Here is a 14,805-nt window from a genome sequence, read left to right on the forward strand (position 1 = left end):
ACTCTGCCTCCCCATGCTTGATCGTCATGCCATTAGTTACGCGTAACCGTAAACGCCAGATCGGATTGGGAGGTGTCCGGCGAGGCGAGAACAAGCTTGCCATCCGCTGCCTCTACGGATCCACCTGCAAGTGAAGCGCCCGTCCAAGGATCGTACCAGGACAACGTGTACGTACCGGCCGGCCAACTCTGCAGCGTTGCGGTCTTGCCCCCGGCCCCTCCGTTCCCTGCGAGCAGCCAACCATAGGATTGAAGTTCCCCTTGCATCGCCCAAGCTTGCGCCTGTCCGCCTTCATCGCCTTCCGCACTGTTCACCGGAACGCGCTTCTCGTGCAAATCAATGCCCGCCGTAAACGCGGCAAAATGCTTCATGTGCAGAAACATCTCGTCGCTGACTTGTCCGAAATCCCACCAGAACGGCGAGGAGGCCAAGCCGCTTGCGAGCGAAACCCAGATCGACTGATGATATTTCAGCGTATCGGTCACATTCCCCGTTTCTCCGATGATGAGCGGCTTCTCATAGCTGTCCCACCGTTTGCGGATATCTTGGGCGTAAGCCTTGTAACTGAGATTGTAGTAGTTCTCTCGATCGGCAAGATCCAGCGTCCGATAGCCATAGTCCCAATAATCCTGACGATTTCCCGCCATGGAGCCCATCGTCGGATGCCCGTACGGATCATGCTCTTTGAAATAACTGTGCACCTTCGCCGTCCAAGCATCGGTATCTGCTGTGCTGCCGTGCACCCAGCCGTCCGTGCCGTTAATCTCGCACACCAAGTCCCAAATGCCGATTGCGCTGCTATACCCCCAGCGGGCAATGATGTAGCGGTAGAGATGCTCCTGATAGACCCACATCTCTTGGCTCGTAAAGAAATCTTTCGCTTCGCCGAGCTCCGCGTAACCGCTCTTATCCCACGCTTTCGGCCACCCGTCCAAGCTGTCGGCCAGCGAGTCATGCGGCCAAATGACGAAGTTCATGTGCAGCTCCCGCTGCTCGAACGATTCGATCAAGTCATCGATGCGACTAGCCTTAAGCGGGTCGATCTTCTCGACGCCGAACGTGGCGGATTGCAGCTGATTGCTGCCGCCGCCATTGCCGGAGCTGTCATAATTGCCGTTCCAGTAGGTAATGAGGTTGCCGCCGTGCGCTGCGATTTTATCAAGATTGACGTCGGTAATTCCCCACGGGTAGGCTACGCCTACACCGTAGAAAGAAGAACCGTCCCTATATTCGAGATACCGCTTATTCTCGTCCGACACTTGAATCCAGCCGCGACGCTTGGCAGGAGCCGCCTCGAACGAGGCCAGCGGCCCTTCAGTCGCAGCTCCGGCTGTTACGGCGCGCAGCCGGTAGCTCCACTTGCCGGCTTCATCCGGCGAGAACCGGACCTTCCAGGCAAATCCGGTACCGTCATAGAAGCCGTTAACCGACCACTTCTTCCCGCTTGGCGAAGTCAAGTCCATGGACAGGTCAATCTCACGCGGATCGTAGGGATTCTTATAATCGGCGTCCATCTCCAGCGTAAGCTCGAATTTCGTATAGAGCTCGATAGCATCTGCATTCGCCACAACATTTCGAATAATCGGCGCCTTCGCTGCTTGTGCCGCATTCAACGCCGTCCCCGCATTAGCTTCCGATGACGGCTCCTTCTGCAGTGTTCCAGCTTGATTGGCGGGATCGCCGCCGGCAGTCAGCGCTATATAGCCGACTGCCGCCAGCACGAGTAAGCTCCCAGCTGCGAAGAGGACTAGTTTGCGATTGATCATGAGTGAAGTCTCCTCTCGCGCCTCCGGTTAACCAACGACGCCTGTCCGCTCGACGCTCTCTACAAAGAATCGTTGAACAAACAGATACATGACCACAAGCGGCGCGATGGCCAGCAGAACCCCCGTATCCACAATCATGGATACCAGGTTCGGATCGACCTTCACGTTCGAGCCCGCGCCGACGCCCAGAATGCCGGGCAAATATTGATTGGCGTCAGCCGGCAAGGATGCAACCTTGATGGCCATGAGATTGCTTTGGCTCATAAAGAGCGAGCTGTAGAAGGTATCGTTATACTGCCATACGAAAGCGAACAGCGTGACCGTGATCAAAGGAGGAATCGCATTCGGCAGCATGATCGTAAAGAACGTCCGGAAACCTCCCGCTCCGTCGATGAGCGCCGCTTCCTCGATTTCCGCCGGCATGCCGCGGAAAAATTGGCGGAAAATATAAATGTACAAGCCCGACTTTAAGCCATTGGCAAGAGCGGCTGTTATCAGGGAGGGGCCATAGGTATTCAGCATGTTAATGCCCTCTGTGCCTGTAAACAGGTTCACCAAACCCATGACGTCAAAGTTGCGGAAGTGCAAATACATCGGCACCATAAGCGTGCTTGAAGGAATGAGAATCGTCAGAATAACGAGCGTGAACAGAATATTACGTCCAGGAAATGTGAACCTGGCGAAGCCATAGCCCGCAAGAGCGCAAGACGCAGCTTGCAGTGCCGTCGTAGAGACGACGAACAGCAGCGTATTCTTCAGCAGCGGCCAATAATTCAGCACACTCATTGCAAGCCGTAAATTCTCCGTCGTGAAATGAACGGGAATCATATAGATGGTCGGATTGTAAATATCGGTCTTATCTTTGATAGCGACCGAAAGCTGCTGAAGGAGCGGATAGATGATGACGAATGAAATGCCGATAATCAGAATGTAACGAAAAATCGACCACAGCAGCTCGATTGATTTGTTCTTCGCCTTCTGCATCCTCAAGACTACAATCTCGTTCTCCATTAGCGAACCTTTCATGCTGTTCTCCTCCCTTCTGCGTCAGTTATAGTAGAACACTTTCCTGGAGACCAGAACGCCGACGACTACGAGAATCAAACTGATGACAATGGTGTAGATCCAGGACATCGCGGCGCTCAGACCGAAATTTTGCGCTTGGAATGCCGTGGTGTAGATCGTTCTCGTTAGCTGGCTTTCCGTAAAGGAGTCGATAATCGTATAGATGATGTTAGTTAGAATCAGCGGACTTACCATGGGGAACGTAATCTTCCAGAAAGTCTCGTAAGGCGTTGCGCCTTCCATCTTGGCCACTTCATACATGGTGACCGGTACGGACTGAAGCGCCGCCAGAAAAATAAGAATTTGGACGCCGGAGCTGCTGATGATCTCATAGATCCGCTGTACGGCATCGATGATATATTCGATGAAAATGGTCGGCATGCCCGCATCGGAAAGCATAAAAGCGAGCATAAGCGGGTCGAAGCCGTTCTGTGCAAGGCCTAATTCCTGTGCAACCTCGGAGCTGCCCGTCAACTGAATCAATCCGGAGGATTGAGCTGCGGCTACGGCGCCTGAAGCGAGAATGACCGGTAGAAAGAATATCGCTCTCGCAATCGACCTGCCTCTAAACTTCGAGTTCAGCATGACGGCGGTAAATAAACTGAAGAACAGGATCATGGGCACGTTCCAAGCCATTTCCGTTAACGATTCGGTAAGGATCCGGTTATAGTTCGGATCGACCGAGAGCGCATCGGTAAAGTTCTTCAGTCCGATGAAGTCCAGCGAGTACCCGCCCGGAGCCACCTTCAGCTCGCTGAAGCTGAATCGGATGGATTGAACGAGCGGCGTCGCGAACAAGAACACGAAGCCAAGCAGCCAAGGCGCAATGAACGCGACTCCGAGAAATGCACGCTTCTGCGACAAGGTTAATCGTCTGAGGTTCACGAGTTGTCACCGCCTACATAGAAATTTTTGGCCGCGATATGAATGCCATTGACCGTAACCGGCTTATCCGTATAGTTCACATAAACGGAGGTACCGTTGTCATAGCGCACCTGTGCGACGCCGGGTTGATGCTGGATATGTTCGGCAATCGTTCTGTTCTGCAGACCGGCAAGCGCCTTGTTCACTTTGCCGTACAGGCTGGAGGCTGCTTGGAGCCAATCGGTATAATGCGTCGAGAAAAACGATTCGTAAGCAGTCAATTTCAGCTTGGACGACGATTCATAGGACCAGAAGAAGTGCGGCGCGGCTCCGTACTCCAGCGAACGAAGCATTTGGTAGGCCAAATCTTGGTTGTCATCCAGATTAACGGCAGAGCCGGCATAATTCTTGTAACCGTGTATGACCATTTCGTAGAATGGAATTTCTTGATCGGTGATGCCGAAACCGCTGGAAGCCATCGGTACGTCGATCAACGCGTCCGCATATTTCAACGCATAAGCATTTCCGCCGGTCAGCAGCATATTAGGAAAGCTCTTGTCCAGCTTGCCTAGCTGCTCCGTAACGATGTTCTTCGCGACATCGCGGAATACGACACGGCTGACCCGGTAATCGGCTTGCAGCAAGTCTCCCATATCGCGGAGAGAAACCGCATCGATTCCGTAGCCGTCATAGCTGTCGATGAATTGGTCAACGAAGTAAGGCAGCTTGGCCGGAGAAAGCAAGTAAAAAGATCCAAGCGAAAGGTCCATCGCGTTAAACGCGCGATTGATTGGCGCAAGCATCGCTTGCTCGCGCGTTACGAAGCGCGCCGCATCCGAGGCGGGCTTAAAGTTGCGATTCTCGCGAAGCACATGTTGAAACGCGACATCCGGATATAAACGGCCGCCCATCGCCTCGAGTTTCTCGGACAGCTGCTTCAGCTCGGTTTTGCTGCCAAGTTCGCTGTCCAATTTGACGTTCTTCGCGATTTTATGATCGAAGCCTTCATTGAACCAGCCGACATAGCGCATTTGAATGTTGGAAACGCCGGCAGCCTTCAGCTGTTCGGCCATTTGACCGGCTTGGTCGATCGTCGTCATCGGCATGAGTCCTTTATACGGAATGCCGAGGATCGACTTTTGTTTGTCTACGGCTCCCAGCACGTCGAGGTAGAACGGCAGTCCGGTTTGCGATCCGATCGGTTTCAGCACTTTATCCTGAACCAGCTTCTCGCGGTAGCGCTTTGCCATCCCGGAGTAATTCGCCTCGTTTCCGGATAAGAAGCTGTAGCGGACCTGCAGATCGCCTTTGAATGAATCCTCGGTAAGAAGCTGAATCTCGTCCACCTTATTGCCTTTGTAGATTTCGAGCTCATCCTCTCCGCGGATGGCGAAGCTCGCGTACGCATAGTTGTACGAATTTTTGCGGCCGCTAATATCGGCGTTGATGCTGGCGATGCCTTCGCCTTTCTCGATCGTGGCGAGCCAGGCGTCGTCGCCGGATTTCATGCCGAATACCGGCAGGCGTGCGGCTTCCGAAAGCTGCCCCCGGCGGCGGGAATTGTTGTTCTCGTCCTCGCCGTAGACACGCTGGGCATAGACTTCCTCGCCTATCTTGCCGTTATTCAGTTGAATCAAGCTCCCGGAGCCATCCGGCACAAGCATGTAGCCTTTCGCATCGGTGCCGGCTGCGCCGAAGAAATCGAGCAGCTCCACCGTACGAATTTGATAGCCCTTGCTTTCCTGAATCTCTTGCACAGGAACGCGGACCGTCAGCTCATCGCCGGCGAGCTGGTACTCGATGGGAACCGTAAAGTTCGGACGGCTCGCTCCTCCTTCGGAAGCCAGGCCGTTCTCTTGATTATCAGCGGCTAAATCCTCTGCCGTATACCCCGCTTTCGCAAAAGCATCCAGCATTCTGCTGAGCACGAGCGCTCTGGATACCGCCGTATCGAGCCGCTCCAGCACCTCCGGATTGTTCTCTAGCGGGAAATACCGGTTGCCTACGTATTTCGCCGTCGCTTCATCAAGCTTGCTGTATACCTTCTCTTCCATGCGCTTCTTGCTGATTCTCTTCGGCAGCGCATCGATGCCGAGGGATGTGTCCCCGATCGTATACGTAAGCCGGATGCCGTTCTCGATGCCCTCGGCCTTAAACTGCTTGCGTGCGATACTATCCGTGAAATTCGTGATCGATCCAAGCGTACCGATTGCATCCCTGTAATTGATCGTGACCTGGGCGGCCAGCCGATCCTTCTCGAAAGGCGACGCTTTAGCGTCGGAGCCCAGATCTTCCGGATTGCTCCGCCATACTTTGCCGCTGATTCGGTTAAGCACCGCGATTTCGGTCGTGTCCGGATTGAAATACAGCGCCAGCGTATCCGATTGGGCCGCAAGCTTCATTCCCGGAACGGCAGGTGCGCGATCAGGCAAATACTTAAGCTCCGAGGCCGCGGCCGGCTTAACGTCCGGCTGCATATAGGTACTTACCTCGATCGCCGGCGCACCTTTAGTGGACTGGTAATAGGCGAGAGCCGAGATACCCGCTATCCCGATACAAGCCAGCGCCGCATACCATTTCATTCGGTTATTCAAGGGTGCGGCCTCCTTTACGTACGGAATATGATTTCGCGATAAACATCATAAACGAACCAATAAATTTGCATGCCCAAGCTGAATGCCAGCGTGCCGAGAAATACGACGAATCCCATTGCGATCACGGTCAGCACCAACGTGAGAATGGCTTTAGCCGGCGTGTATTGATGCACCGTCATAATGCCGATGAACAGCAAGAGGAGGAACCAGATACTCGCCAAGCTGTTGACCAGCCAATAGAATGACGTCTCCTCCTGCGTCATGAACCGGCTTATAAACGTAATCGGCAGATTGAGCAGCACGATCGGCAGCAGCGCATAGCCGGTTGCCATAACGATTTCCTTGAACTTGCCTTCGCCCTCCATCAGCGTCGTAATGGACCAGTTCGCTATGCAGAACAGGAAGAACGGCAGCACCGTGAATTGCAAATCATCCAGACTGTTTAACGACCTCGGGTCTACGAAATTGACGAGAAAACCTGCGAATTGCTTCTGCAGGATGAGCGTCAGCACAAGCAGCAGGAGAATGGCCAAGGAAACTTTGACCTTCCCTTTATTCTCGTATTTCATGTCCCAGAATCCGTCGAACGGATGCAAGATGAGATGGAGCGGAAACTTAATATAATCCTGCTTCACGTTTCACAGTCCTCCTTCTTATAACGTTCCTGGCGATGCGGAACGCGACGAATGCGGCTACGAGCGAGATCAGCACCGTCATGAATGGGCCGAAATTGTCCTTCATCACTTCCCGGCGATATCGCTTGTAGGCAACGGAGTAGTTTTTCCGGCTCATGCCGAGCTTGAAATATTCCATGGCCTCTTCGTTCTTCTTCTCCATGAGCAGCGATTTGCCGATACCTAAGTAGGCGATCTCGTAGTTCGTATTCAGACGCAGCACCTGGCCCCATAATTTGACGGCCTCGTTATCGTTTCCGCTGTAATGCTGAATCGTTGCTTGACGAACCAAACTGCCGAACTCCGTAGGACGGAAGACCGCGATATTGTTCTTGCCCCGATCGAGCACGGCAAGCTTATCGCCAATTTGTTCCACGGCTACCGGTGTATTGAATACGCCAAGCTGGTTGCCTCTGTCGCCGAAAGCATAGAGCAAGTCGCCTTCGTCATTGTACGTGAACAGTCGCGCGCGATTCGAATCCAGTGCTACATACATGCCGCCGTCAAGCACCTTAATGTCGGTGAGCTTCGACGGCCCCGAGTTATTGCCGAACCTTCTGAAGCGGATGTCGCCTTTGACCGGCCAGTAGCCGTACCGTTTAAGCACATCTTGACCGGATGGATTAAGCCGTTTGATCGTTTCATTCGACGTATTATCGATGGCAGTCGCGTAAACGAACCCTTTGCTGTCAATATCGACGCTTGCGAATTCGGTCGGGATGAACAGTTCCATCTGCTGCTTCTGCGCTTTCGTGGACAACGATCTCCAAAGCCGTTCCCATAGGCTTGGCGATACGCTGATCGTGCCGACATATCCCATGAATACCTTCTTGTCGTCGAATTGCATGATGCCTTCAAAGACGCCGCGGGCGACTACGAATAATCGGTCCGCGCTGTCTACGGTTACCTTAAGCGGCACGAACTTAAAGTCTTTCGGCAAAATATCCGATTTCGGGCTTTCGACGATCTTGATCAGCTTGCCATTGTTTGAAAGCACGACGACTCGATTGTGCTCGGTATCGGCGACGTAGATTTCGTTCTTCTCCGAGACGAACAGCCCTTCCGGCGCCGCGAAGCCGTCTTCCTTGCCGTTATTGTCAAACTTGGTGATGATTTGCTTGACGTTTAATTGACCGTCAAGGATGACCACCCGAGCATTGCCGCTGTCCAGGATATATATAGTGCCGTCATGCGTCACGTACATATCTTTAGGCTGATTGAAATCGCCGATACCCAAGCTGCTCCCGGTAATCGCATAGTCCGGCAAGTATGGGGCGGGCAGCGGCACGGCATCCCCGTAGAAATCATAATTGTAAGCTTCGTATGGCGCAGCTGCCGAGGCCGGCGGCGGCACAACGATCGTCATCACCAGCGCCATAATCGCAGCAAGCAGGAGCACTCTCTTACTTTGCACGCTTCCACCCCCTCTAGTCCTTCATGCCGGACGTCGTCATCGTTTCGATAATGCGGCTTTGCGAGAATACGAATAGGGCAATCGGTACGCTCATGAGAATCAATGCGACAGCCGAGCCGACGCCGGCACGCGCAATCCCGCCGAAAATAATTTGATTGGACGCATAGTGAAGCGTTTTTAACTGTTCGCTATAGATAAATCCGTTGCCGTCCGTACCCCAAAGCATCTGGAACAAGAGAATGACGAGCGTGAGCCAAGCCGGTTTCACGTTCGGCATGACGATTTGCCAGAAGATGCGGTATTCGTTTGCCCCGTCGATCTTCGCCGATTCGAGAAGCGCGTCCGGAATTTGTTCCATGAACTGCTTCATCAAGTAGAGGCCGAGCGAGAACGCGAAGGCTGGCACGATAACCGCCCAGTACGTGTCTATTAATCCGATCCAGGACATGACCATATAATTCGGAATTGCCGTAACCTGCGGCGTAAACATCAGCGACAGCACGACGATCGTAAAGATGATTTTGCTGCCCGGAAAACGATGCTTCGCCAGCGGATATGCTGCGGCGGAAGCCAGCAAGACGTGACCGACTACACCCATCCCGGTAATGAAGAACGTATTGAAAATATAGCGGGAAAACGGTACCCACGATTGGCCGAGCAGCGTCATTAAGTCGATGAAATTGCTCGTGGTCGGATGCCTGACGAATAAGGTCGGCGGGAACAAGAAAATTTCGTCCAGCGGCTTGAACGCCGCATTAATCGCATATACAAGCGGCAGCGCCATAAAAGAAGCAACGAGCGCCAGAAATGCCGTAAGCCAGAATGTTCCGGCAAAGGAACGGTTTACGCGTTTTTTACGAAGCGTTAGCGCAAGCTTCATGCGGTTAATTCCCCACCTTCCTGAGAAGTCGTTGAACCGCCAAATTCGCGCCAAGCATCAAGAGGAACAAGACGGTCGCGATCGCGGAAGCGTACCCCATTTCGAATCGGATCGTACCGAAGTCGATCAAGTGCGTGACGATCGTTTCCGCGGCGTAGTTCACGCTCGGGAAGCCGGCCAAGTAGATCGAAACATCCGCTATGGCGAGTGACGCCGTTATCTGGATGACGGCCCCGAACATTAACTGCGGCTTCATCGACGGCAGCGTGATATACCACAGCTCCTGCCAACGGTTCTTGACGCCATCGACGGCGCCTGCTTCATAGAGCGTCTTATCGACGGTCTGCAGACCCGCAATGAAGGCAAGGAAGCCGGTACCCAAACTGAGCCATAATTGAACGAGGATGACGATCGGCATGATGTACTTCTCCGTCTTCAGCCATAGAATCGGGTCCAGGATCACGCCCATCTTAATCAAGAAGCCGTTAGCGATGCCGTAACGGTCGCCCGAGAAGATCATCTGCCACAGGAAATACACGTTTCCCGAGATCGACGGCGCATAGAACACGAGCGTCATGAATGCGCGCAGCTTCGGCCGTAGATCATTAATAAGCCAAGCAAACACGAAACAAGCGATGTAGCTGAGCGGTCCTGTAATAACCGCGAAGAGAATCGTGTTCTTGACCGCAATCAAGAACACGTCGTCTTCCAGAAACAAGCGGCCATAATTCTGCCAGCCGATAAAACGCGGAAACTCAAGCATATTGAAGTAAGTGAAACTAATAACGATAGACATAATGACAGGCAGCACCGTAAATACGGCAAAGAGCAGCAAATAGGGCGACATCAGGATATAAGAATGCTTATGGCCCTTCATGATCTCCCATTTGACAGCCCACCAGCTCGGAGTGCTCGTCGGCGTTTTTCCTGCCACTGTCGTTGTTCGTTGATTCGGCAAATCGATATTTGACATTTGGACCCCTCCTTTATTCCGGCAGGCCGAATTCTTTGCGTTTCGCGCGAATTTCATCTTGGATATACTGCGCGTAGTCGAGGATCGCTTCGCGCGCCTCCGTATCCGCTCCGACGACGACTTTCAAGAATGCGTTCTGTAGATGCCGTCCGGTGAAGTAACCGCCCGGAACCTCCGGAATGCCGCGGACCCACTCAAATTCCTCTTTCAAGCTGTCATAATCGGCCACAGGCCAAGGCAAGCTGTCAAGCGCTTTGACGTTCGCGGTCGGATAGCGGGCCGAAGCGCCCATAAGCGCTTCCATTTCGCGGCCGTACTTCGTCTGCGCATCTTCGCCGGTCCACCATTTCATGAACTGCCATGCGGCATCCTTATCCTTCGCGCCGCTTAGCATCAGCGTACCGCTTCCGTTGCTTGGCGTATCTCTGCGGATCGTGCCGTCCGGCTGTTTCGTGCCCGGAATCGGAACGAAGCCCCACATGCCGCGAATTTCCGGCGCGAATACAGACAGCTGGTTATACGTCGTATAATCGACGATACCGATCGGCATTTCACCGGTTCTGAAACGGTTCGCGAAATCGAATTCGCGCTCAAGCTTATAATCGCTGTAAAGGTCGGTCCAGGTTTTGAACGTCTCTACCCCGATTCTGGAATCCAAATCGGACTCCTTGCCTTCGTTCCGGTAAAATTGTCCGCCATTCTGCATGAGCATCGTAGCAAAGATGGAATTCGGTGGAATGTTCTGACCCGGAATCGGCACGGAGGTCGCAGGCGTCGTAATCGGCATGCCAAGCTGCATCCGGTTCTTGTTCAGCACTGCGAGCAGCTTATACATATCGTCCCAAGTTTGAGGCACATCCAGGCCCAGCTCTTTCAAGACATCCTTCCGATAAAAAAGCATATTGAAGGTTTGGGTTTCCGGCAGCGCATAGACGCCTTTCTGGTAAGTAAACGGAACTAGCGCGCTTGGACGGAACCAATTGGCTACTTCCCGGTAATCCGGGAATTGCGACAGATCGGCCGCAGCTTTGCGCATCGCGTAGTTCACCGGAATATCGTTGCTGATTTGCATCGCGACATCCGGCCCTTGGCCTGCAAGCGTAGCCGGCAGCAGCGTATTCATTTGTACCAACTTCAGATTCACGTTAATGCCGGTCTCCGGCGTGAACGTTTCGTCGATCATCGCTTTCAGCGTATTCGCCTGGTCGCGGCCGCTTCCGATCCACACGGTAATGGAACGCGGATTCTTCTCGTCGGATGCATTGCCGATCTGGTTGTAATCGATGAAGAAGGAATACGCGAACGTTGTGATCTCATGGCTAAGTCTCGTAAAAAATCCGTCTCCGTCGGAAGGAAGCTTCTTATTCGGCGAAGCGACATAGATTTCGTCGATTTGCAGCGGCATTTCGAGCGCCTTCTGCAGCCAAGTGCCCAGACCGCCCGTGTTGCTCTTGTAAGCGGCAAGGCGGCGCGGAATCGTGTCCGGATTATCGATGAGCTCGCCAAGCTGCAGCGCCATCGTCTTAAGAAGTGCTTCGGAATCGCTGCTTCCGCCCGAAAGCCTCTTCAATTCTTTGCTTACGGCCGTCAGTCTTTCTTCCTCCGACTTGAACGTCTTCAGCAAGTTCGGCACCTGCTCGTCCACGCGGTAGTCGCGGAACTTATCCGGCGATGCGCCTGTAATCATGATGATTTTGCGGTACATCTCGTTGAGGTTAAATAAGCTGTCTTTCACTTCGCGGATAAGCGGCGCGAATTCGCCGAGCGTGTCTTCAAGGCGGATGATGTTCTTGCCTTTCTTTAGCTCGAACAAATACGGCTCGTCTCCTCCCATTACGTCGATGCGGTATCCGCTCTTATAACGGAACGGGATTTGCTCCGCTTCCCGGAACGGCACTTCGCCGTTAACGTACAGCCTGCGCGTCGAGTAAATGCCGCGGACGAATTGCTGTTTTGCCTTTAAGGCGATTTTATACAGTCCGGCTTCCGGAGCGTCAATCTCCCATTCGATCCACTGCCCGGGCATACGCCAATTGTAGCCGCCGATCGTATTAACCCGAATGAGCTCCGGACTGTACGGCTTCACGGCTGCGCTGGCCCGTTCGGTTTGCGGATAGAGAGTCGGAGACGACTTGGCGCGCGCATTCTCGGCTTGAACCGTAATGAGCTGACCGTCCGTTTTCTTTAAGCCCTCCTGCTCGTATCTCTTAACGGTTTCTTCATATAGCGCGGGATGCTTGTCTTGATACAAGCGCAGCTGCCGAACGACCATCGGCTCGCGCTGCGATACGAATGAGAGCGTGTGCGTTCCGGCGGTCAAGTAGAACCGGAAAGGATCCGCGTAGTAGCCATTCGAATCCTTGAGCAGCAATTCGCGCCATTCGGGCCGCTCAAACTGCTGCGGGCGCAGGTCGTTTCCGCGGTTATCCCGCTTCACCTGATCCAGCTCATTGTCCCAAATGCGGTCGAATTGCAAATAATCCGCTTCCTCAAACGGCAGCACGCCGTCGATCAACAACGAACGCTCGATACTCGAGCTTTTTCCTTTGATGGGATAGTACTGTACCGAGATATTGTAAAAGCCCGCTTCCGGGACATTCACCTTCCAGTCGACTCGTCCTTGTTCGCCGGTCTTCAGCGAAGTACCGCTCATGCCCTCGTAATTGTCGAGCTTCTCGATGCCATCGCCTTCCGCCATCGCATAATCGGAAGCATCGATGATCACTTCGCGATCAGGGAACCCCGCACTTTCATTCTTAGCCAGGTACGATGCGTAATCGCCTCGTTCTTGCTGCAGCGAGGTCCACGAACCGCTGACGAACGTCGATTTCTCGCCAGCGCCGCTAACGTTGTCTGCCCCAAGCTGAGACCAGAGCACAAGTAGCCCGGCCGCTCCAACAATGCCGATCGACCATAAAGTCAACTTCTTCTTTCGAACAGTTCCTTTCAATGTCAGCCCTCCTATGCGGCGACTTGATCTGCGGCCAACCTCATATTTTTTCACCTAACGAACTAACTGGACAGTTAGGTTGTTATGATCGCATGATAGGTTGAAGTAGCATCCGGGAATTGGTGAAACAAAAGGGGCTGTACCGATTATTCGGCAGCCCCTCTCCTTAGTTGCCAGTACTGCTCCAATCAGCTTATTTCAGCTTATCCAGCGCAGCTTGGCCGTTTGTCTTATACTTCTCAAGCGTTGCCGCTACGGATTGATTTTTGACGATAACGTCATCCATGATCGTGAAGAACGGGAAGTCTGCTATGCCTTCTTCGATCGAAAGGCGGCCAGTACCGTTTACGTGCTCGATCGCCATCTTGATGTCAGCTTCGTTCTTGAAGCGGGACTCAAGCCAGTCTTGACCGAGGTATTCTTCTGTCGCAGGGATATCTTGCAATTCTTCGAAAATTTGGTACACGATTTGCGGATCCTTCGTCCCTTTCGGAATAAAGTAACCATTTTGCGCCGTGTTCGCGAACGTGTATTTCCCGTCGCTTTGCGGTCCTGCAGGGTTAGGCACGATACCAACCTCGAAGGTCAGATCCCCCATGTTCCAGTCATAGTTGATCGACATGGCGACATCGCCGTCTTTGAACGTATTCGTTTCGTTCCAGTCCATTTTATTGCCGCTTTTCACTTTCACGACATTCTCCACATTGTAGAGACGGTTAACGAATTCAAGCGCTTCAGCCATCTTCGGATCCGTAAAACCTAGCGATAAGTCCGTATCGGTAACGAACAGCGCGCCGTTCGTTACGCCGATGTGCCGAGCCGCGTCAGCTGCCCAGCCTGCGTAGCCCCATGTATCTTTCTTGCCGTCGTTGTTGGAGTCTGTCGTTGCTTGCTTCGCGATTTCCATGAACTTGTCCCAAGTCCATTCGCCGTTGTTGTACAGATCCTGCGGATCCTGCAAGCCAAGCTTCTTGATCAAATCGCGGTTATAGTACAGTCCTACTGCCGAAATGCCCGGCGTATTGAACGAATATTCCGTTCCGCCGATTGCCGGCAGCTTCTGAACGCGCTTCTGTTCTTTGTTGATGTCGTTATCAGCCGTTGTGAAGTCCGTAAGCGGAAGTACAAGGCCTTGTTTAATTGGCGCGATCGCGCGTTTGAACTCCATGATCGAAATGTCGGCCATCGGCTCGCCAGCAAGCACTGCGGTCGTGAACTTGTCCATGTATTGATCGAACGGAATGTTCACGAATTCGAGCTTCATGTTATATTTTTCTTCGAGCTCTGCGATCTTCGCGAGGGAGGCTTTCTCGCCGGCCGTTTCACCTTTCGGCTTGCCATCCCACCACATGGAGATTTTGACTGTGCGGCCGCCTAAATTGATGGCTTCCGCCACAGGCTCGTTCGCTGCGTCATTTTCTTCGGTTGCGGCATTGTTTCCTGCAGGTTCAGTAGTTGTGTTGGTTGCAGTGTTGCTTTCGGTTGTGTTTGAGCCATTGTTGCTGGTATTGCCGTTGCCTCCTCCGCATGCACTTAGAGTAAGCATTAACGCGACAGACAAGATTGTAAGTGCTTTCATTTTTCTCATTGCAAAACAACCTCCTATTTGTTTGTCTTGCCGCACT

General features: G+C 53.0%; 10 protein-coding genes. All 10 read right to left on the reverse strand.

From position 1 onward, the window contains the following. Positions 1–32 precede the first annotated feature (32 nt). The 10 genes from I8J30_RS20710 to I8J30_RS20755 all read right to left on the reverse strand — a co-directional run bounded on the left by I8J30_RS20710 (position 33) and on the right by I8J30_RS20755 (position 14,768). Positions 33–1,766 (reverse strand): DUF5060 domain-containing protein, encoded by a 1,734-nt coding sequence (locus I8J30_RS20710; protein WP_210661366.1) that lies wholly within the window; start codon positions 1,764–1,766, stop codon positions 33–35. A gap of 27 nt (positions 1,767–1,793) precedes the next feature. Continuing rightward, on the reverse strand, positions 1,794–2,792 hold the full coding sequence (locus I8J30_RS20715) for a carbohydrate ABC transporter permease (RefSeq protein ID WP_240548235.1): 999 nt from the start codon (positions 2,790–2,792) through the stop codon (positions 1,794–1,796). 21 nt (positions 2,793–2,813) lie between these two features. Further along, positions 2,814–3,716, reverse strand: coding sequence for a carbohydrate ABC transporter permease (locus tag I8J30_RS20720; protein WP_210661367.1), 903 nt, complete (start codon positions 3,714–3,716; stop codon positions 2,814–2,816). Then, positions 3,713–6,289, reverse strand: a complete 2,577-nt coding sequence (locus I8J30_RS20725) for a DUF5696 domain-containing protein (RefSeq protein ID WP_240548236.1) — start codon at positions 6,287–6,289, stop codon at positions 3,713–3,715. Before I8J30_RS20725 ends, I8J30_RS20720 begins: the two co-directional genes overlap by 4 nt. A gap of 14 nt (positions 6,290–6,303) precedes the next feature. Further along, positions 6,304–6,924: a Yip1 family protein gene (locus I8J30_RS20730; protein ID WP_210661369.1), complete on the reverse strand. Its 621-nt coding sequence runs from the start codon at positions 6,922–6,924 to the stop codon at positions 6,304–6,306. After that, positions 6,905–8,377 (reverse strand): NHL repeat-containing protein, encoded by a 1,473-nt coding sequence (locus tag I8J30_RS20735; RefSeq protein WP_210661371.1) that lies wholly within the window; start codon positions 8,375–8,377, stop codon positions 6,905–6,907. Before I8J30_RS20735 ends, I8J30_RS20730 begins: the two co-directional genes overlap by 20 nt. Before the next feature lie 13 nt (positions 8,378–8,390). Further along, positions 8,391–9,257 (reverse strand): carbohydrate ABC transporter permease, encoded by an 867-nt coding sequence (locus I8J30_RS20740; RefSeq protein ID WP_210661373.1) that lies wholly within the window; start codon positions 9,255–9,257, stop codon positions 8,391–8,393. Positions 9,258–9,261: 4 nt separating this feature from the next. Further along, complete coding sequence (locus tag I8J30_RS20745; RefSeq protein WP_240548257.1) at positions 9,262–10,134, reverse strand: carbohydrate ABC transporter permease; 873 nt, start codon at positions 10,132–10,134, stop codon at positions 9,262–9,264. A gap of 109 nt (positions 10,135–10,243) precedes the next feature. Then, positions 10,244–13,180 (reverse strand): extracellular solute-binding protein, encoded by a 2,937-nt coding sequence (locus tag I8J30_RS20750; RefSeq protein ID WP_240548237.1) that lies wholly within the window; start codon positions 13,178–13,180, stop codon positions 10,244–10,246. A 193-nt stretch (positions 13,181–13,373) separates the two neighbouring features. Continuing rightward, positions 13,374–14,768, reverse strand: coding sequence for an ABC transporter substrate-binding protein (locus I8J30_RS20755; protein WP_210661377.1), 1,395 nt, complete (start codon positions 14,766–14,768; stop codon positions 13,374–13,376). Between the last annotated feature and the right edge of the window lie 37 nt (positions 14,769–14,805).

Origin of the sequence: Paenibacillus lignilyticus (genome assembly GCF_017942085.1) — a bacterium.
GTDB classification, from domain to species: domain Bacteria; phylum Bacillota; class Bacilli; order Paenibacillales; family Paenibacillaceae; genus Paenibacillus_Z; species Paenibacillus_Z lignilyticus.

Excerpts from the sequence above, each read along its gene's own strand:
- I8J30_RS20740 (WP_210661373.1), bottom strand. The coding sequence starts at position 9,257 with ATGAAGCTTGCGCTAACGCTTCGTAAAAAACGCGTAAACCGTTCCTTT.
- I8J30_RS20755 (WP_210661377.1), bottom strand. The coding sequence starts at position 14,768 with ATGAGAAAAATGAAAGCACTTACAATCTTGTCTGTCGCGTTAATGCTT.
- I8J30_RS20710 (WP_210661366.1), bottom strand. The coding sequence starts at position 1,766 with ATGATCAATCGCAAACTAGTCCTCTTCGCAGCTGGGAGCTTACTCGTG.
- I8J30_RS20745 (WP_240548257.1), bottom strand. The coding sequence starts at position 10,134 with ATGAAGGGCCATAAGCATTCTTATATCCTGATGTCGCCCTATTTGCTG.
- I8J30_RS20715 (WP_240548235.1), bottom strand. The coding sequence starts at position 2,792 with ATGAAAGGTTCGCTAATGGAGAACGAGATTGTAGTCTTGAGGATGCAG.